We start from the raw sequence: 16,897 nt of genomic DNA, 5'->3' as shown, positions 1-16,897 counted from the left end.
AAATTAGTCAGAGAACTTATGAATGAGTTCCTCACTATTTAATTGCATTTGCTCTCCTGTTTGAATGTCTTTTACCATAAAGCTCGATCCTACAATTTCTTTCACTACAAATAGAATGCCTCTTCGCTCTGCATGTTTAAATTGCTTTTCAATCTTAGCGTTATCGGGATACATCTCTGCTTTGATGTTTTGATTTCGAAGTAATGTAATGGCTTTCATAGCTTCAAAAGTTTGGCTTTCGCCAAAATTTAAAAACAAAACTTTGGTAGTATTAGTAACCGTTAGTGGGAATAAATTCAACTCTTCTAAAACCAAATAAATTCTATCCAAACCAAAAGAAATCCCAACACCACTCATGTCCTTCAATCCGAAAATTCCAGTCAAATCATCATAACGACCGCCACCACCAATAGAACCCATCGATACGCTATTTGGCGGTGCCACTTCAAAAATAGCTCCAGTATAATAATTCAAGCCGCGCGCTAAGGTAACATCTAAATCAAAGATGGATTTTTTTAATCCCAATTTAGCGATGTTATCGCAAATAAATTGTAATTCATATATTCCTTTCTTTCCCTCTTCAGAAGAAGAAAGTAACGATGATAGTTTATCGATTTTCTCTTGAATAGTTCCTGTGAAATGAAACAAAGGTTGCACTTTCTGTATAGCTACCTCTGAAATTCCTTTCTCTAGCATTTCTTTCTTCACGCCGTCCTCACCTATTTTGTCCAATTTGTCCAAAGCCACTGTAAAATCAATTAATTTATCCGAAGCACCAATCACTTCAGCAATTCCAGATAAAATTTTTCGATTATTGATTTTGATAGTTACACCTTCCAAACCTAGTGCTGTAAATACTGAATCGTATAATTGTACCAACTCTACTTCTTGCCACAATGAGGTGGAACCTACCACATCGGCATCACACTGATAAAACTCTCTGAACCTTCCTTTTTGGGGACGGTCAGCACGCCAAACAGGTTGAATTTGATAGCGTTTAAACGGAAATTCAATCTCACTTTGGTGCTGCACTACATAACGCGCAAACGGCACCGTTAAGTCGTAGCGCAGGGCTTTTTCTGATATCTTAGAAGTTAATTGTTTATAATTGATATTTTGTAATTGTTCCGATGGAACCTTATCAAAGTAATCACCCGAATTCAATATCTTAAAAATCAAACGATCGCCTTCTTCCCCATATTTTCCCATCAAAGTATCCGAGTTTTCAAACGAAGGAGTTTCTATGGGTTGATACCCAAAATTCTCAAAATGAGTTCTCATAATCGAAATGATGTAGTTACGCTTAGCAACCTCAGCAGGTGAAAAATCTCTTGTTCCTTTGGGAATACTTGGTTTTGATGCCATTGTTAATTAAGGATTTAGGAATAAGGATTCAGGAATTGGGATAACTCGGAAAATCATAAATCGAAAATCCCAAATCCTAAATCATTTTGCAAATATCTTACTTTTTAAAACTATTTTCGACAACTAAGTCAATATTCTTGTAACAAAAACTGTAATTTAGTGTCAAATTTGCCATATGTTACGAATCGGAGTATTTAGAGAAAATATTAAAATTGCATTAGGTTCGATACGAACACAGTTGCTTCGCACCATTTTGACTATTGTTATTATTGCTATTGGAATTACAGCTTTGGTTGGAATTTTGACCGTAGTAACTGCAATAGATTACAATCTAACTTCCAGTTTTGCTTCGATGGGTTCGAATACATTTAATATTAATCAGTATAAAAATACACTACGAGGAGATGGGGGAAATGAAATAGAAAAAATAAATCCTATCATTACCTACACAGAAGCTAAAGCATTTAAAGAAAAATACAGTTTTCCAGCAACACAAACTTCTTTGTCTTTTACGGCAACGGCTAATGCTGAAGTGAAATTTGAAAACCAAAAAACAGACCCAGAAATATCTGTTCTTGGAGTTGATGAATACTATCTGACAAACTCTGGGTTAGAAGTTACTCAAGGAAGAACCTTTACTGTTTTTGATATTTCTAATAATGTCTATTCTTGCATTGTAGGATCTGATTTTGCCTCCAAAGGATTATTGAAAGACATCAACCCAATTGGTAAAACACTATCGATACGCGGTGCCAAATTTAAAGTAATTGGCGTATTAAAAGAAAAAGGATCCACTTTTGGCAATAGCCGCGATTTAAGAGTGATGATTCCGATTCAAGTAGCACGTTCGTTGTTTTCGCAACCCAACATCAATTATTCTTTAAGTACGATGATTCAAAAAACGGAATTACTCGATGCTGCTATTGATAACGCTATAATCACGATGCGTCAAATCAGGAAATTAAATCCAGTGGAAGAAGATAATTTTGGAATTTCAAGAAGTGATGATTTACTGAATAGAATAGCGAGTATTACTGATGTTTTGGGTGCTTCTGCTTGGATTATGGGAATCATAACCATACTGGGTTCTTCCATTGCCTTAATGAATATTATGATTGTTTCTGTAACCGAAAGAACGCGAGAAATTGGTGTTCGCAAAGCGCTAGGTGCTAAAAAAAGTACCATTGCTTGGCAGTTTTTTATTGAGACGTTAACTATTGGTCAATTAGGTGGTGTTATCGGAATTATTTTCGGAATCTTAATTGGTTATGGGATTTGTATAGCCGCAAAGTGGGACTTTGTAATTCCGTGGGGCGCAATGATAGCCGCTTTTATAACCAGTTTTATCGTTGCCTTAGTTTCAGGTTTGTATCCGGCAATAAAAGCTTCACGCCTTGATCCTATTGAAGCATTGCGCTATGAATAGCAGAAATCATTCGGTCATTTCCATAAATATCTTTTTTCAATTCAACATTCTTGAATCCTAAATCTTCAAGCAATTCAACGGTTTCTTTCCCTAGATATTGATTGATTTCAAAATACAATTTCCCATTTGGATTGAGGTTTTTCTTAGCAAGTTGTCCAATTTTTCTATAGAAAAGCAATGCATCCATATCATCCACAAACAAAGCTAAATGCGGTTCGTATGCTAACACATTCGGTTTTATTTCAGCTTTTTCTATATTCCGGACATAAGGCGGATTGGAAACTATAATATCGAATTGTTGCTCTAAATCAACTATTTTTAAGATATTATCTAACAAAAATGTAACGTCTGTTTTATTAATTGCCGCATTCATTTTGGCTATTACCAAAGCTTCCTCCGAAACATCGATAGCAAAAACGTCGGCATTTGAAATATTTTTCGCTAAAGAAATTGCAATACAACCGGAACCAGTGCCAATATCTAATATCTTTAATTTGGAATTTAGCTTCGCTCCGTTCACCTTCGGCTCGGGTGGAATTTCGGATTTGGGATTTTGTTTAATAATCAATTCCACCAATTCTTCCGTTTCTGGTCTTGGGATTAAAGTGTTTTCATTTACTAAAAATGGTGCGCCATAAAACTCCGTTTCTCCTAAAATATATTGAATTGGTTTTTGAGTTTTTAGATCCAAAACTATACTCTTCCATTTTTTTAGATGTATGCCATCTAGCACTTTTTCGGGATTGAGCGCCAAATCTATTCGCTTTAAACCATTTAACTTCTCTACGATTATATAGAAGAAACTATCAATTTCATGTTCGTCGTATAGCGAAGAAAGCTCCTTATGAAAAGTGGTTTTGTAATTTTTAAGTAGCATTATCAATTATTCATTATCAATGGTCAATTCTTTTATCATCCAAACAGGACAAGTAGTGTGGCCTGTATTTCCTATTGGCTCACAAAGATATTCAAAACCTGCTTTTTTATATAAATATTGTGCTGTTAGCATTTCGGGTAACGTTTCGAGATAGCATTTAAAATACCCAAATTCAGTAGCTTTACCCAAACACATTTGTATCATTTGATAGCCAAATCCTTTTCCTCTAGCTTCTTGCAGAAAATACATTTTTTGCAATTCACAAATATTTTCATCTGAATTTTCTAGTTGACTCACTCCTGCTCCGCCAATGATTCGCCCGTTATCCTCAACAACAAAATAGACTGCTTTTGGCTTGTCATACGCTTCAAACATAAAATCCAATTGGGTATCCGCAAAAGCAGTTCCCGTTTTGGGATAATCATCCGTGATAAAAACTTCCCGAATTACAGCTGCAATTTGAACATTATCTCCCTTTTGGATTTCTCTGATGAGTATACTGTCCATTCTAAAACTAATATCCTATTTTTGTGTGGTGAAGATACATGAAAAATATATAAATCGCTGTATAGAATTGGCTAAAAATGGTTTGGGAACGACCTACCCAAACCCGTTAGTTGGCAGTGTGATTGTATATGATAATAAAATTATTGGCGAAGGTTGGCATCTAAAAGCAGGCGGACCACATGCTGAAGTTAATGCAATACATGCGGTAAAAGATAAATCTCTACTATCAAAATCAACAATTTATGTTTCACTTGAACCTTGTAGTCATTTCGGAAAAACACCTCCATGTTGTGATTTAATTAGTGAACATAAAATTCCGCGTGTGGTTATCGGAACTGTAGACCCCAACAATAAAGTAGCTGGAACTGGCATTAAAAAATTGTTGGAAAACGGAGCAAATGTTACCGTAGGTATCCTCGAAAAAGAGTGCGCTGAATTAAACAAAAGATTCTTCACTTTCCACAACAAAAAACGCCCTTATATCATATTAAAATGGGCCGAAAGTCAGGATGGATTTATAGCTCCATTAGCGAAAGAAAAGAAAGAGCCTGTTTGGATTTCAAATGTCTTTTCGAGACAATTGGTTCACAAATGGCGCAGCGAAGAACAAGCGATTTTGGTTGGTACGAACACTATTTTAGACGATAATCCAAAATTAGATGTTCGAGATTGGACAGGAGAAAACCCCATTCGGGTCGTTTTAGACAAAACTGGAAAAATAACGAATCACCATAATGTAAAAGACAAAAAAATAAAAACCATTATCATAACGGAGCAAGAAAATTTAACATTTAGTGAAAATTGTATTTATGAAAAAGCTATCTTTGATATCCAGCTAACCAAAAGCATTAGCCATATTTTAAACAAATATGGCGTTCAGTCTGTAGTAATCGAAGGTGGGAAACAAACGCTACAAAGTTTTATAGATGATAATCTTTGGGATGAAGCTAGAGTTTTTGTTGGGAATATTCATTTGAAAAATGGCCTTACTGCACCTGTTTTAAAAGGAAGTTTCCAAACAAAAAATGAAAAGGATGACGAACTTAAACTTTATTTCAATCATGATTAACACTATTATTTTCGATTTTGGAGATGTTTTTATCAACCTTGAAAAAGAGGCATCAATTGAAGCGTTTAAAAAATTAGGTTTACATGGCCCAAATGAAGATTTGTTGGCTCATAATGATTTGTTTGAAAAAGGAAAAATAACAGAACTTCAATTTATTGAAACTTTTTTGAAATACATTCCAGATGCTCATATTGAAGAAGTTAGAAAGGCATGGAATGCCTCCATAGGTGATTTCCCTCTTTATCGACTTGAGTTTTTACAATTATTATCGAGCAAATACCGCTTATTTCTTTTGACCAATACGGATGCTATTCACATTGATTGTTTTGAACATAAAGTTGGAATGTCATTCTATAGTGATTTTTATCGTTGTTTTGAAAAAGTATATTATTCTTACGAAATGGGGATGAGAAAACCAGACCCTGAAATATTTGCCACTTTGATTCGAAAACATGATTTGTTTCCAAAAAGAACCTTATTTATTGATGACAAAAAAGACAATACTGATGTGGCTGAATCACTTGGACTTCATGTTTGGAATTTACAAGTAGGCAAGGAAGATGTTGTCGATTTGTTTGATCAAAAACAATTGCCATTATAGTTTTGGAAATAAATGATTCTTTTAAAACTATTGGACTTGCTTCGACAGAAATTCTTTTTAAGGAAAAAAATAGTAAATTTTTTGGCTATGCCTTTCCAATAACCACCGAAGAGGAAGTTAAATCTCATTTACACGACTTACGAAAGCAACACGCTCATGCAGGTCATTTTTGTTATGCTTATCAAATTGGGACGGAAACAGTATATTATCGTACAAATGATGATGGTGAGCCCAGCAATTCAGCGGGAATGCCTATATATGGACAAATTCAATCTTTTGGGTTAACCAATATATTAATCGTTGTTGTTCGCTTTTTTGGTGGCATAAAATTGGGGGTTGGTGGGTTAATTTCAGCTTATAAAACCGCGGCACAAATGACATTGGATGAAACTGAAATCATTGAAAAAACAATTGACGTTCATTTCCAAATTAGCTTTGATTACAAAAACATGAATAGGGTAATGCGGATTATAAAAGAAAAAAATCTAAACATTGTTTCACAAAATATGAGTGAAAACTGTCAAATTGAAATTAGTATTCGAAAAAAAAATGCCGAAATAATTTTTGACATTTTTACTAATTCATTTGAAGTTGACATAAAAAGGCAATAACTCTTAGTCTTTCAATATATCTAAAATATACTGAGGTGGATGCATAGCTTTTCCTGTATTTATATCTACAAAAACCAAGATAAAATGGGCAGTTGTTAACAACTCGTTGTTTTCATTACGAATTTCATAATCAAATTCTATCTTAACTGATGAATGCCCTTTGAATTTGGTAATCACTGTAAGTAAGTCGTCATAACGCGCTGGTTTTTTGTAATTTATAGTCATAGAAACTATCGGTAAAGCTATTCCACTTTCTTCCAAAGATTTATACGAAATCCCTTTGTTTCTAAGCCATTCTACGCGTCCCATCTCAAAATAAGGCACGTAATTGCCATGATAAACCACACTCATTTGATCGGTTTCTGAGTACCGTACTCTAAATTGAATTTGATGTTCTTTCATCAGATTTTTTTGCTATTTATATAAAATTAAAACACCTCTTTACAACATTTTTTTTTAAAAATCAATGCCATTTTAATTTTTTTTAACGAAATTTATTCACATATTTGTTACCCCGAAAAAAAGTAAAACATTCATTGTTTTTTTAGAGTCAAAACCTAATACATAATTACAATAATTTTAAACCAAATATGAGTAAAACTGCGCAATCGGTGTGGGAAAACTGTCTGTTATTTATAAAAGACAATATTCAAGAGCAAGCTTTTAAAACTTGGTTTGAACCGATTAAATCAGTTGAACTAACAGATAATGCTCTTTATATTCAGGTTCCAAGCAAATTCTTTTATGAATGGCTCGAAGAACATTATGTAAAACTTTTAAAAGTTGCACTAACTAAAGAACTTGGTAAAAATGCAAAGTTACTGTATAAAATCAAAATGGAAAACACTTATGGCAACAAACAACCGTTTACGGAACAATTGCCAAGTGCGCACCGCAGTCCAATAAAATCTCAAGACGTTGACGCTCCTTTTAAAAATCTGAATCCCGAATTAAAAAATCCATTTGTAATTCCAGGAATTAGAAACTTAAAAATTGAGTCGCAACTAAACCCTAACTATAGTTTTGACAACTTCCTCGAAGGTGATTCAAACCGTTTAGCACGATCTGCAGGTATGGCGGTTGCCAACAAGCCCGGCGGAACTTCTTTCAATCCGTTATTAATTTTTGGTGGGGTTGGATTAGGGAAAACACACTTAGCTCATGCTATTGGAGTTGAAATAAAAGATAAATATCCAGAAAAAACAGTTTTATATATCTCAGCGGAAGTGTTTACGCAACAGTATATTGACTCTGTTAAAAAAAATAATAGAAATGATTTCATCCATTTCTACCAGTTAATTGATGTATTAATTATTGATGACGTACAGTTCCTTTCCGGAAAAACAGGTACGCAAGATGTTTTCTTTCACATATTTAATTATTTGCATCAGAATGGCAAACAAGTAATTCTTACTTCAGATAAAGCTCCTGTGGACATGCAAGACATTGAGCAACGTTTGTTGTCTCGTTTCAAATGGGGATTATCTGCAGAATTACACCAACCCGATTACGAAACTAGAATCTCTATCTTAAAAAATATTTTATATCGTGATGGTGTTGAAATGCCTGATGAAATTATAGAATATGTCGCTCGTAACATTAAATCAAATGTTAGAGAATTAGAAGGCGCAATAATTTCACTAATAGCCCAGTCATCTTTTAACAAAAAAGAAGTAACTTTAGATTTGGCAAAAAGCGTCGTAGAGAAATTTGTTAAAAATGTAAAACGTGAAATTTCAATTGACTATATTCAAAAAGTAGTTTCTGATTATTTTCAGTTGGATATAGACACCCTGCAATCTAAAACCAGAAAACGTCACGTAGTACAAGCGCGTCAGTTGGCTATGTTCTTTGCAAAGAAATTTACAAAGTCCTCTTTAGCTAACATCGGTTCTCAAATTGGAGACCGAGATCACGCTACAGTATTACATGCTTGTAAAACAGTTGACAACTTGGTTTCAACTGATAAGCAATTCAAAAAATTTGTAGAAGATATTCATAAAAAATTATCGCTATAATTCCTTTTTGAGTAAGTTTGCGGTTTAGAAATAAACACATTATGCCTGTTAAAATTTTAATGGTTTGTCTTGGAAACATTTGCCGATCACCTTTGGCAGAAAGTCTTTTAGCATCCAAACTTCCCAAAGATACGTTTTTCGTAGATTCAGCAGGGACAGGAAATTACCATATTGGTAAACAACCTGATCAACGTTCAGTATTTACAGCACAAAAACACGGGCTCGATATATCGTATCAAAAAGCAAGACAATTTACTCCAAAAGATTTTGAAGATTTTGATTATATATATGTAATGGATAATACCAATTATGACGATGTAATTGAATTGGCAAAAAATGAAGAACAAAAAAATAAAGTACAACTCATTCTAAATGAATTGTTTCCAGGGGATAATGTAGATGTTCCCGACCCTTATTACGGACTTCAAAATGGTTTTGATTTGGTTTATGAAATGCTTGACGAAGCTTGCGACATTCTGTCTAATAAACTGATGGAAAAACACAGATGAAACCTGTAACACTTAAAGGAAAACTTTACTTAATCCCAACAACCTTGGGAGAAATGAACCCACATGATGTTTTACCTCAAACCGTAAAAAGAGCCATCGATTTTATTGACGATTACATCGTTGAAAATGAAAAAACAGCTCGAAAATTCATCAAATCTATTCATCCCGAGAAAGTACAGTCAAGTCTACGGTTATCTTCACTTAACAAACGAACTGAAATTTCCGAATACAACGCAATGATAGCTCCTTGTTTAAACGGTTTAAATATAGGTCTAATGAGTGAAGCTGGCTGCCCAGGCGTCGCAGACCCAGGTGCGGTCATTGTAAAAATTGCACACGAAAAAGGCATCCAAGTTGTTCCTTTAGTTGGTCCATCTTCTATCCTATTGGCCATGATGGGTTCAGGAATGAATGGGCAAAGTTTTGCTTTTAATGGCTACCTTCCTATTGATAAGGGTGAAAAAAAGGCGGCTTTAAAAAACTATGAAAACTTGTCGAGTACCAAAAATCAATCTCAAATTTTTATTGAAACTCCATATCGAAACAATACCTTATTTGAAGATTTATTACAAGCGTTACAACCCAATACGCATCTTTGTATTGCAACCGATATCACTTTACCAACAGAATTTATAAAAACTTTACGAGTGGCAGACTGGAAAAAAACAAAGGTCGATTTACACAACCGACCTACTATCTTTATTATTCATAAAATGTGATTATTGCACTTTAGCGTTTTTGATCGCTATAATTCCTTTGGTTTCAAAACCTCCAAAATCACGCATATAGGTTTTAACTGAAGTTCCGTATTCATCTTTACATTTTCGTTCTCCATTAGAGTTCAGAAAACGCTTAACTGAACCTGCACCACCTAAATGAGCTGCAGCCAATATTCCCGATTCTGTAATTTTAACGCCATCAACAATTTTTCCTTCAAAATAATCAATATAATCTTGAAGTTCATATTTGTTTTTTGAGAGCAAAGCAACAAATGCTTTTTCTTGAAGTTTAGGACTGTTCATAAATCCAACACTATCTTTGATACCAATTGATTTTAGTGTTTCCACTCCAAATTGGTATTTGCCTAAATAACCCAAAGTATTTATTTTAGTGTATTTACCTTGAGATTCTTTGTGAGCAATAGCTTCTTTAAAGCCAATAAAATATTTTCCAATGAATGGAATCTTAAGAGATGCGTAGTCGATGTAATTAGGTGAAGGAAAAACATAGGATAGTTCTTCGTTTTCATCAACACGAAATCCGTTGTTGATTTGGGAATTATAAGGTTTAAAACCTGAGCTTATGAACGCTACAGTTAGTAGGATTGAAATATAAAATATACTTTTCTTTAACATTTAGAGTTATTTCCAAGCGCTGTCACCATCTTGATATTTCCGTGTGCAAATATACAACTTATTTTATAAAATTGAATCTCAAGCAGTTAAAAATAAAGTAGATGGAATTTAGTTCCGCCTGAACCCTTGATTTCAAACGTTGGAGCTGGAATCTTGATGGAATTAAAAACTGTTAAAAGTGTCTTAACAAAGTGAGATTTAGTTTCGATTTTGGTCAAATCAAGGTCAAGACTGAGGTAAAATTGACGGTATCTTTTGCTTTCAGGTAGGAAAATGGTATTAATAAATTCATCATTAGCTGTAATCATTCCTTCTGCACCATATCCAATGGCTACATTAAGCCATTTTGGGATAACTGAAGACTTGGCAAAAGAGTGAATATTGGCTGATAACCAATAGGTTTGACCATTATAATCTTTTAATATCTGCTCTGGTATAGAACTTCCCAAAACTTCTGGACGAGCAGAAGCATAAGGTGTCGTATGAAAAGAAAATTTGGGCACAATTCGCTGTTCTTTCCAAAGTAATTCTTGCGAAACATACAAAGCCGTTCCAGCAACATTGGCAGCAACGTCTCCCATTGATGCACCCCAATTAGCAGAATAGCCATCAAAAACCTCAACGGCAGTTAGAAATGCTAAACCCAGTGTTGAACCATAAATCAGTTGGCTTTTTCTGCTGGCTCCAGACCATTTCAGAGCATCTGCACCATAACTTCCTAGATGATATGATGAAAAAACATGTCCTAGTTTATCCATTTGAAGCCATTCGGCATTGTCATTAATAAAATGAAAATCGGAACGAGGATAATCAGCATACCACGATTGATTTAATCCAACTAAAGCGGCAGTACCTATTGCTGCCTCAGAAATAACCAGGGTTTTAAGTCGCTTTTTATTTAAGGTATCCGATGGTTTTAAAAAGTTTTCAATGGAACTTTGAGCTACAGCATTTTGACTATACCAAAAAAAAATGAAAACGATTATGCTTTTGAATACTTTCAAAATTATCTTTTAGTTCCTTGAGCATTCAACCAATCTGCATATTTTTTGGCATTGACATTGTGTTGCGTAATGGTTGAAGCAAACTCATGGTATCCAAATTTTTCAACACTTGCACAAAAATAGATGTAGCCGTGTTTTTCAGCATTTAGTACGGCATCAATAGCATCCACATCGGGCATGGCGATTGGTCCCGGTGGCAATCCAATGTTTTGATACGTATTGAAAGGCGAATTGATAAACAAATCGTTATATAAAACTCGCTTTATTATTTGGACGAAATTTTTATCTCTTAGTTTTAACGCATAAATCACAGTTGGATCCGCTTGTAAAGGCATTCCAATATTCAATCTGTTTAGATAAACCCCAGCCACAGTAGGCCTTTCGCTTTTTTTAACGGTTTCTTTGTGAACAATTGATGCCAAAGTAATCACTTGAACAGGAGTTAAATTCAAAGCATCCGCTTTAGCAATTCGTTCTTTGGTCCAAAAACGTTTGTATTCGTCCAACATTTTACTTCTGAATTTTTCTGCCGAAATATTCCAATAGACTTCATACGTATTGGGCAGAAACATGGCAAAAACATTATCTTTAGTAAAATCGTTTTCCTTTAAAAAAAGAGTATCCCGAAAAGTCGCTAATAATGTAGTGGTATCAGGTTCAATTTGTGAACTAACTCGTTCGCACAGATTTTCTAACCGTTCTTGATTATTGAAAGCCAATTTTACTGGAATATTCCTCCTTATGGCGCCTACCAATTGAAAAGCACTCATGCCTTTTTTAAACAAAAATCGTCCTGACTTAACATTATTAGGAAACGACCGAAGTTTGGCAATAACCTCAAAATCATTCATGTTCTTGATGTAGGGAGAAATGATTTTCACAACATCTGTATAAGTAGAACCGGTTGGGACTTGAACATAAATTTCATCTTTATCAAAATTAGTATTTGAAGTAAAAAATTTGACAAAAACAACTATGACAATAAGCAAAAAAGCAATTGCTAGGACTTTAAAAATAGTATTTCTCTTTGTATTCAAAATCGAAAATATTTTAGTTTATTTTTTAATTAATTGCAATAATACTTCATCATGAAAAGAATTGTTGGTAAAATTCCAATCTTTCTTAACTCCTATCTTTTCAAATTCAAATGTCGTAAAAAGGGACAAACTCGGTAGGTTTTCTGTGCCAATATTTGCATACAATTGATGTAATTGCAATTGGTGGAATGCATAATTAATCATCAAACCCAAAGCTTCTTTTCCAAAACCATTGTTTCGATCAACATCATTTTGAATAATAATACCAACACCAGCGCGTTTGTTTTTTGGGTCAAAATCAAATAAATCAATCAATCCAATAGCTTCAAGATTTTCAATTTTACAAATAGCCAAGCGCAACTGTTTGGCTTCGTATATATCTTGATGCGCATTTTCAAGATATTGAGTAATTAAAAATTTGCTATACGGCGTTTGTGTGTTGCTCACTTCCCAAATAGTTTCATCGTTTTCTATATGATAGATAAACGCTAAATCTTCGGGTTCGAGAGCACGTAGAAAAATAGTATTTCCTTGAAGTGTCACCATGCTATTTCCCCTTCAAAAACAAATGTTGCCGGACCTTTTAAAAAAACGTTAGTGTAATTATTCCCATCTTTAACAAAAGAAACCTCCAATTTTCCCCCTTCAACATCTAAATAGATATGATGAGCGTTGGTTTTTCCGATAGCATGCATAGCAATAGCGACAGCAGTTGCACCAGTTCCACAAGATAACGTTTCGTCTTCAACACCACGTTCGTAGGTTCGTAAAGCAAAATGATTTTCTGATAATTGTTTAACAAAATTCACATTACTACCTTCCTTTCCATACAATTCAGAATAACGAATTGAAGCACCATTCTTTTTAACATCATAATTTTCTAAATCATTCACCAACATTACATGGTGCGGTGAACCGGTATTCAAAAAAACATAGTCGTTTTCAATTTTTATTTCTGCTACATTTTTCATTTGCAAGGAAACGATACCATTCTCCAACATTGAAGCATGATGCAAACCGTCAGTTGCTAAAAAAGTGGTTTCGTTGTCAATTATTGATAACATTTTAGCAAAAGCTACTATACATCTTCCGCCATTGCCACACATAGAACTCTGATTGCCATCGGAGTTGTAATAAATCATACTGAAATCGGTCGGTTTTGCGAGATTTGAATCAGTTTCATCATTCTCGAGTAAAATCAAGCCGTCTGCACCAATTCCAAAACGGCGATCGCACAATTTTTCAATAAGACTTGTGTTCTCTTTTGGAAAATTATTTTGGCGATTATCAATCATCACAAAATCATTTCCGGTACCTTGGAATTTAAAAAAAGAAATTTTCATAGCGCATATAACTTCAACAAATATAGCAAATATTAAGATTATCTTAAAAATTGTTAAACGAGCGTTAAAGGATATTTGTAAAAAAAAAGAATGTTTTTAATTTTACATTCAAATAATTTAAAATGTATATGACTATGAAACGATTATCAAGTTTATTTTTGGTTTCTTTATTGAGTGGAGCAACCACACTTGGCGCTTACAAATTATTTATTGAAGGAAAGGACAGTCGCAATTCGATTGTATCTATGGCGCCAACAAATTACAACAGAACGGTAGGTTTAAATGGTGAAGCAGTTGATTTTACTGTTGCTGCCGAAAATGCGGTTCACTCTGTGGTACACGTAAAAAATGTTTCTATTAGAACTGTGTATAATCCAATGATGCAATGGTTTTATGGTTCTAGTGGCGGACAACAACAAGAACAAGTTGGCACTGGTTCGGGTGTAATTATTTCGGAAGACGGTTATATTGTAACCAATAATCATGTGATAAAAGATGCTACAGAGCTTGAAGTTACTTTAAATAATAACAAATCGTATAAAGCAAAACTCATTGGTACGGATTCTAAAATGGATATTGCTTTGCTAAAAATAAGTGCCGATGAAAAATTACCTTATTCCACTTTTGCCGATTCTGATCAAGTGAAAGTAGGCGAATGGGTTTTGGCGGTTGGAAATCCCTATAATTTAACATCAACAGTAACGGCAGGAATTGTTTCGGCAAAAGCCAGAAGCGTTGACACAAAAGGAATTCAATCTTTTATACAAACAGATGCCGCTGTGAACCCAGGAAACAGTGGAGGCGCATTAGTAAATACCAGAGGAGAATTAATTGGTATTAACACGATGATTTCATCACCAACCGGAAGTTACACTGGATATTCATTTGCGGTTCCGTCTAACATTACAAGAAAAATCATTGAAGACATTATGGAATTTGGAGGCGTTCAAAGAGGAATTTTAGGAATAGAAGGTTCTGAGCTCAATGGTAAAATTTCTAAAGAACTAGGATTAGAAGACGCCGAAGGATTTTACATTAATAAAGTAACCAAAAACTCTGGTGCCGAAAAAGCGGGATTGCAAAAAGGTGACGTGATTAAAAAATTGGACAGTCAAAAAATAACTTCTTTTTCTGAACTTTCAGGTTATATTAATACCAAAAGACCAAGTGACTTAGTACAAGTAACATTTGTAAGAGATGGTGAGGTAAAAACTGTTCCTGTTACTTTGATTAAAAATGATGTTTTCACCACAGAGTATAAAGGATTGGAATTAGAAAATATTGATTCATCTGACAAAAAGAGATATAAAATAGATTATGGTGTTCGCATTAAAGAAATTAATAATGAAAATTTAAAACCCTATTCTGAACAACTTAAAGGCGGAATTATCTTGTCTGTTAATGGTGTAAAAGCTACCGATTTGGAAAGTATTTCAAGTTATTTAAACAAGAATGACGAAAACGAAAATGTTAGCATTCAAATGATTAATAGAAACAGTCAGGTCATTCAAGTTATCTTATAATTCATCTTACTTTTTTCTTTAAAGCCAATCCAAAAAATGGATTGGTTTTTTTTATGAAAAAAAGTTACGAAATCGTTTTCGTGAAACACTTCAATTTTATACTTTTGCGCCAAATAATACAATTCTGCAATATCCCAAAACTTCGGAACAGAATAAAAACAAAACTAAAACTTATTCTCTTTTTATGAACAGTACTACTTTATACGAAAAGGAATTATCATTCCAAGCCGACAGACGTAAAGCTGCCGTGGAATTCATTAAAATTATCAGCGATTTATGGTATGACAAATCCATCGAATTAATGCTTTTTAGAAATCAATTAATCGATAGAAATGTGAGTGACATCATGAATCTTCATGAATATGCTGGCGAGTTTGTTCAAAAACCAATTAATGTTTTTGATACTGTTGAAATTGCGAGAGCTATTGAAAATCTTGATTTACCACCATCCCGAATTGACATAGGAAAATTGACTTATGAATACCATTTAGAAGATAATAAATACCATGACTCCAGAGCTTTTGTCATTGATAAACTTAAAAATGCTAAAAATTCGAAGGACATAAAACCAAAAGATGTTGTGCTGTATGGTTTTGGGCGAATTGGTCGATTGCTTGCAAGAGAAATGATGAGCAAAATTGGCAAAGGACAGCAATTACGACTTCGGGCAATTGTAACTCGTGATAAAAATGATGCTGTTTCTTTAGAAAAAAGGGCTTCTCTACTACGATATGATTCAATCCATGGTGATTTTGAAGGTTCCGTTCAAGCCGATGTAGCCAATAATGCTTTGATAATAAATGGTACTACTGTTCATATTATTACAGCAAATGCTCCAGAAGAAATTGATTATACAAAATATGGCATTGCAGCTTGTTTACTGATTGACAATACAGGTGCTTTTACTACTGAAGAAGCATTGAAGCGTCATTTAGTTTCAAAAGGTGTTGACAAAGTACTATTGACAGCGCCAGGAAAAGGAGTTCCTAATATTGTTTATGGTGTAAATCATAACGAATACAACCCTGATGAAGTGGCAATTTTTTCTGCAGCATCGTGTACTACCAATGCAATCACACCAATACTAAAAGCAGTAGAAGATACAGTTGGAGTGGTGAAAGGACATTTAGAAACCATTCACGCCTATACCAATGACCAAAACTTAGTAGACAACATGCACAAAAAATACCGTCGTGGACGTGCAGCCGCTTTGAATATGGTAATTACAGAAACTGGTGCTGGTAGTGCCGTTGCTAAAGCGCTACCTAATTTAACGGGGAAATTAACTTCTAACGCGATTCGTGTGCCAGTTCCAAATGGTTCATTGGTAGTATTGAATTTAGAAATTAGCAAAAAAACCTCCGTAGAAAAAATCAATGCTATCATGAGGAGCTATGCTTTAGAAGGCGAATTGGTAGAACAAATTAAATATTCATTAAATAATGAGTTAGTTTCTTCTGATATTGTGGGAACATCTGCACCATCAATTTATGACAGCAATGCCACAATCGTTTCTGGTGATGGAAAGAATATTGTGCTCTATGTTTGGTATGATAACGAATATGGTTATAGTCACCAAGTGATTCGTTTGGCAAAATACATTGCCAAAGTGAGACGTTATACTTATTATTAGTTTACAAGAAAATAAAAAA

18 protein-coding genes are annotated in these 16,897 nt (G+C 34.1%); 9 read left to right on the top strand and 9 right to left on the bottom strand.

Features of this window, described 5'->3' with window-relative positions:
- Positions 1 to 3: 3 nt before the first annotated feature.
- Positions 4 to 1,365 carry a histidine--tRNA ligase gene (hisS, locus tag ACIQ2L_RS12315; protein WP_396159222.1) on the bottom strand — a complete coding sequence of 454 codons (1,362 nt, stop codon included), beginning with the start codon at positions 1,363 to 1,365 and terminating at the stop codon, positions 4 to 6.
- Positions 1,366 to 1,540: 175 nt separating this feature from the next.
- On the opposite strand from hisS, the gene ACIQ2L_RS12310 reads away from it, so the two are divergent.
- Entirely contained in the window at positions 1,541 to 2,791 is a 1,251-nt protein-coding gene (locus ACIQ2L_RS12310) for an ABC transporter permease (RefSeq protein ID WP_396159220.1), read from the top strand.
- Here ACIQ2L_RS12310 and prmC read toward each other — a convergent pair.
- Together prmC and ACIQ2L_RS12300 are read right to left on the bottom strand one after the other, a co-directional pair.
- Positions 2,766 to 3,668, bottom strand: coding sequence for a peptide chain release factor N(5)-glutamine methyltransferase (gene prmC, locus ACIQ2L_RS12305; RefSeq protein WP_396159218.1), 903 nt, complete (start codon positions 3,666 to 3,668; stop codon positions 2,766 to 2,768). The genes ACIQ2L_RS12310 and prmC overlap by 26 nt on opposite strands.
- Before the next feature lie 6 nt (positions 3,669 to 3,674).
- Positions 3,675 to 4,175: a GNAT family N-acetyltransferase gene (locus tag ACIQ2L_RS12300; RefSeq protein ID WP_396159216.1), complete on the bottom strand. Its 501-nt coding sequence runs from the start codon at positions 4,173 to 4,175 to the stop codon at positions 3,675 to 3,677.
- 28 nt (positions 4,176 to 4,203) lie between these two features.
- On the opposite strand from ACIQ2L_RS12300, the gene ribD reads away from it, so the two are divergent.
- Genes ribD through ACIQ2L_RS12285 form a run of 3 tightly spaced genes read left to right on the top strand, consistent with a single transcriptional unit; the run spans position 4,204 to position 6,456 of the window.
- A complete protein-coding gene (ribD, locus tag ACIQ2L_RS12295; RefSeq protein WP_396159232.1) occupies positions 4,204 to 5,244 on the top strand; it encodes a bifunctional diaminohydroxyphosphoribosylaminopyrimidine deaminase/5-amino-6-(5-phosphoribosylamino)uracil reductase RibD in 1,041 nt (346 codons plus the stop codon).
- The gene (locus tag ACIQ2L_RS12290; RefSeq protein ID WP_396159214.1) at positions 5,237 to 5,845 is read left to right on the top strand and encodes an HAD family hydrolase; all 609 of its coding nucleotides are present in this window, start codon (positions 5,237 to 5,239) and stop codon (positions 5,843 to 5,845) included. The genes ribD and ACIQ2L_RS12290 overlap by 8 nt, the downstream gene beginning before the upstream one ends.
- 2 nt (positions 5,846 to 5,847) lie before the next feature.
- Complete coding sequence (locus ACIQ2L_RS12285) at positions 5,848 to 6,456, top strand: IMPACT family protein (protein WP_396159211.1); 609 nt, start codon at positions 5,848 to 5,850, stop codon at positions 6,454 to 6,456.
- A 3-nt stretch (positions 6,457 to 6,459) separates the two neighbouring features.
- On the opposite strand, the gene ACIQ2L_RS12280 is transcribed toward ACIQ2L_RS12285, so the two are convergent.
- Entirely contained in the window at positions 6,460 to 6,858 is a 399-nt protein-coding gene (locus tag ACIQ2L_RS12280) for an acyl-CoA thioesterase (protein WP_396159209.1), read from the bottom strand.
- Positions 6,859 to 7,046: 188 nt separating this feature from the next.
- On the opposite strand from ACIQ2L_RS12280, the gene dnaA reads away from it, so the two are divergent.
- From dnaA to ACIQ2L_RS12265, 3 genes are read left to right on the top strand one after another with little or no spacing between them, the layout of a single operon-like run.
- Positions 7,047 to 8,474 (top strand): chromosomal replication initiator protein DnaA, encoded by a 1,428-nt coding sequence (gene dnaA / locus ACIQ2L_RS12275; RefSeq protein WP_236460469.1) that lies wholly within the window; start codon positions 7,047 to 7,049, stop codon positions 8,472 to 8,474.
- Between the two features lie 41 nt (positions 8,475 to 8,515).
- Complete coding sequence (locus ACIQ2L_RS12270) at positions 8,516 to 8,983, top strand: low molecular weight protein-tyrosine-phosphatase (RefSeq protein ID WP_396159207.1); 468 nt, start codon at positions 8,516 to 8,518, stop codon at positions 8,981 to 8,983.
- Positions 8,980 to 9,702, top strand: coding sequence for an SAM-dependent methyltransferase (locus ACIQ2L_RS12265; RefSeq protein ID WP_396159205.1), 723 nt, complete (start codon positions 8,980 to 8,982; stop codon positions 9,700 to 9,702). The genes ACIQ2L_RS12270 and ACIQ2L_RS12265 overlap by 4 nt, the downstream gene beginning before the upstream one ends.
- On the opposite strand, the gene ACIQ2L_RS12260 is transcribed toward ACIQ2L_RS12265, so the two are convergent.
- From ACIQ2L_RS12260 to dapF, 5 genes are all read right to left on the bottom strand, one after another.
- Complete coding sequence (locus ACIQ2L_RS12260) at positions 9,703 to 10,338, bottom strand: peptidoglycan-binding protein LysM (RefSeq protein WP_396159203.1); 636 nt, start codon at positions 10,336 to 10,338, stop codon at positions 9,703 to 9,705. It abuts the gene before it with no gap.
- Positions 10,339 to 10,424: 86 nt separating this feature from the next.
- Positions 10,425 to 11,342 (bottom strand): DUF2279 domain-containing protein, encoded by a 918-nt coding sequence (locus tag ACIQ2L_RS12255; protein WP_396159201.1) that lies wholly within the window; start codon positions 11,340 to 11,342, stop codon positions 10,425 to 10,427.
- Positions 11,343 to 11,344: 2 nt separating this feature from the next.
- A complete protein-coding gene (gene mltG / locus ACIQ2L_RS12250) occupies positions 11,345 to 12,379 on the bottom strand; it encodes an endolytic transglycosylase MltG (RefSeq protein WP_396159198.1) in 1,035 nt (344 codons plus the stop codon).
- 18 nt (positions 12,380 to 12,397) lie between these two features.
- A complete protein-coding gene (locus ACIQ2L_RS12245; protein WP_396159196.1) occupies positions 12,398 to 12,925 on the bottom strand; it encodes a GNAT family N-acetyltransferase in 528 nt (175 codons plus the stop codon).
- Complete coding sequence (gene dapF, locus ACIQ2L_RS12240; protein ID WP_396159194.1) at positions 12,919 to 13,722, bottom strand: diaminopimelate epimerase; 804 nt, start codon at positions 13,720 to 13,722, stop codon at positions 12,919 to 12,921. Before dapF ends, ACIQ2L_RS12245 begins: the two co-directional genes overlap by 7 nt.
- A 134-nt stretch (positions 13,723 to 13,856) precedes the next feature.
- On the opposite strand from dapF, the gene ACIQ2L_RS12235 reads away from it, so the two are divergent.
- Both ACIQ2L_RS12235 and ACIQ2L_RS12230 read left to right on the top strand, forming a co-directional pair.
- Positions 13,857 to 15,245, top strand: coding sequence for a trypsin-like peptidase domain-containing protein (locus ACIQ2L_RS12235; RefSeq protein WP_396159193.1), 1,389 nt, complete (start codon positions 13,857 to 13,859; stop codon positions 15,243 to 15,245).
- Between the two features lie 184 nt (positions 15,246 to 15,429).
- The gene (locus ACIQ2L_RS12230; protein ID WP_396159191.1) at positions 15,430 to 16,878 is read left to right on the top strand and encodes a glyceraldehyde-3-phosphate dehydrogenase; all 1,449 of its coding nucleotides are present in this window, start codon (positions 15,430 to 15,432) and stop codon (positions 16,876 to 16,878) included.
- Positions 16,879 to 16,897 lie beyond the last annotated feature (19 nt).

Source organism: Flavobacterium sp., assembly GCF_044369455.1.
Taxonomy (GTDB): Bacteria; Bacteroidota; Bacteroidia; order Flavobacteriales; family Flavobacteriaceae; genus Flavobacterium.
This window is presented reverse-complemented; position numbering and strand designations above follow the sequence as displayed.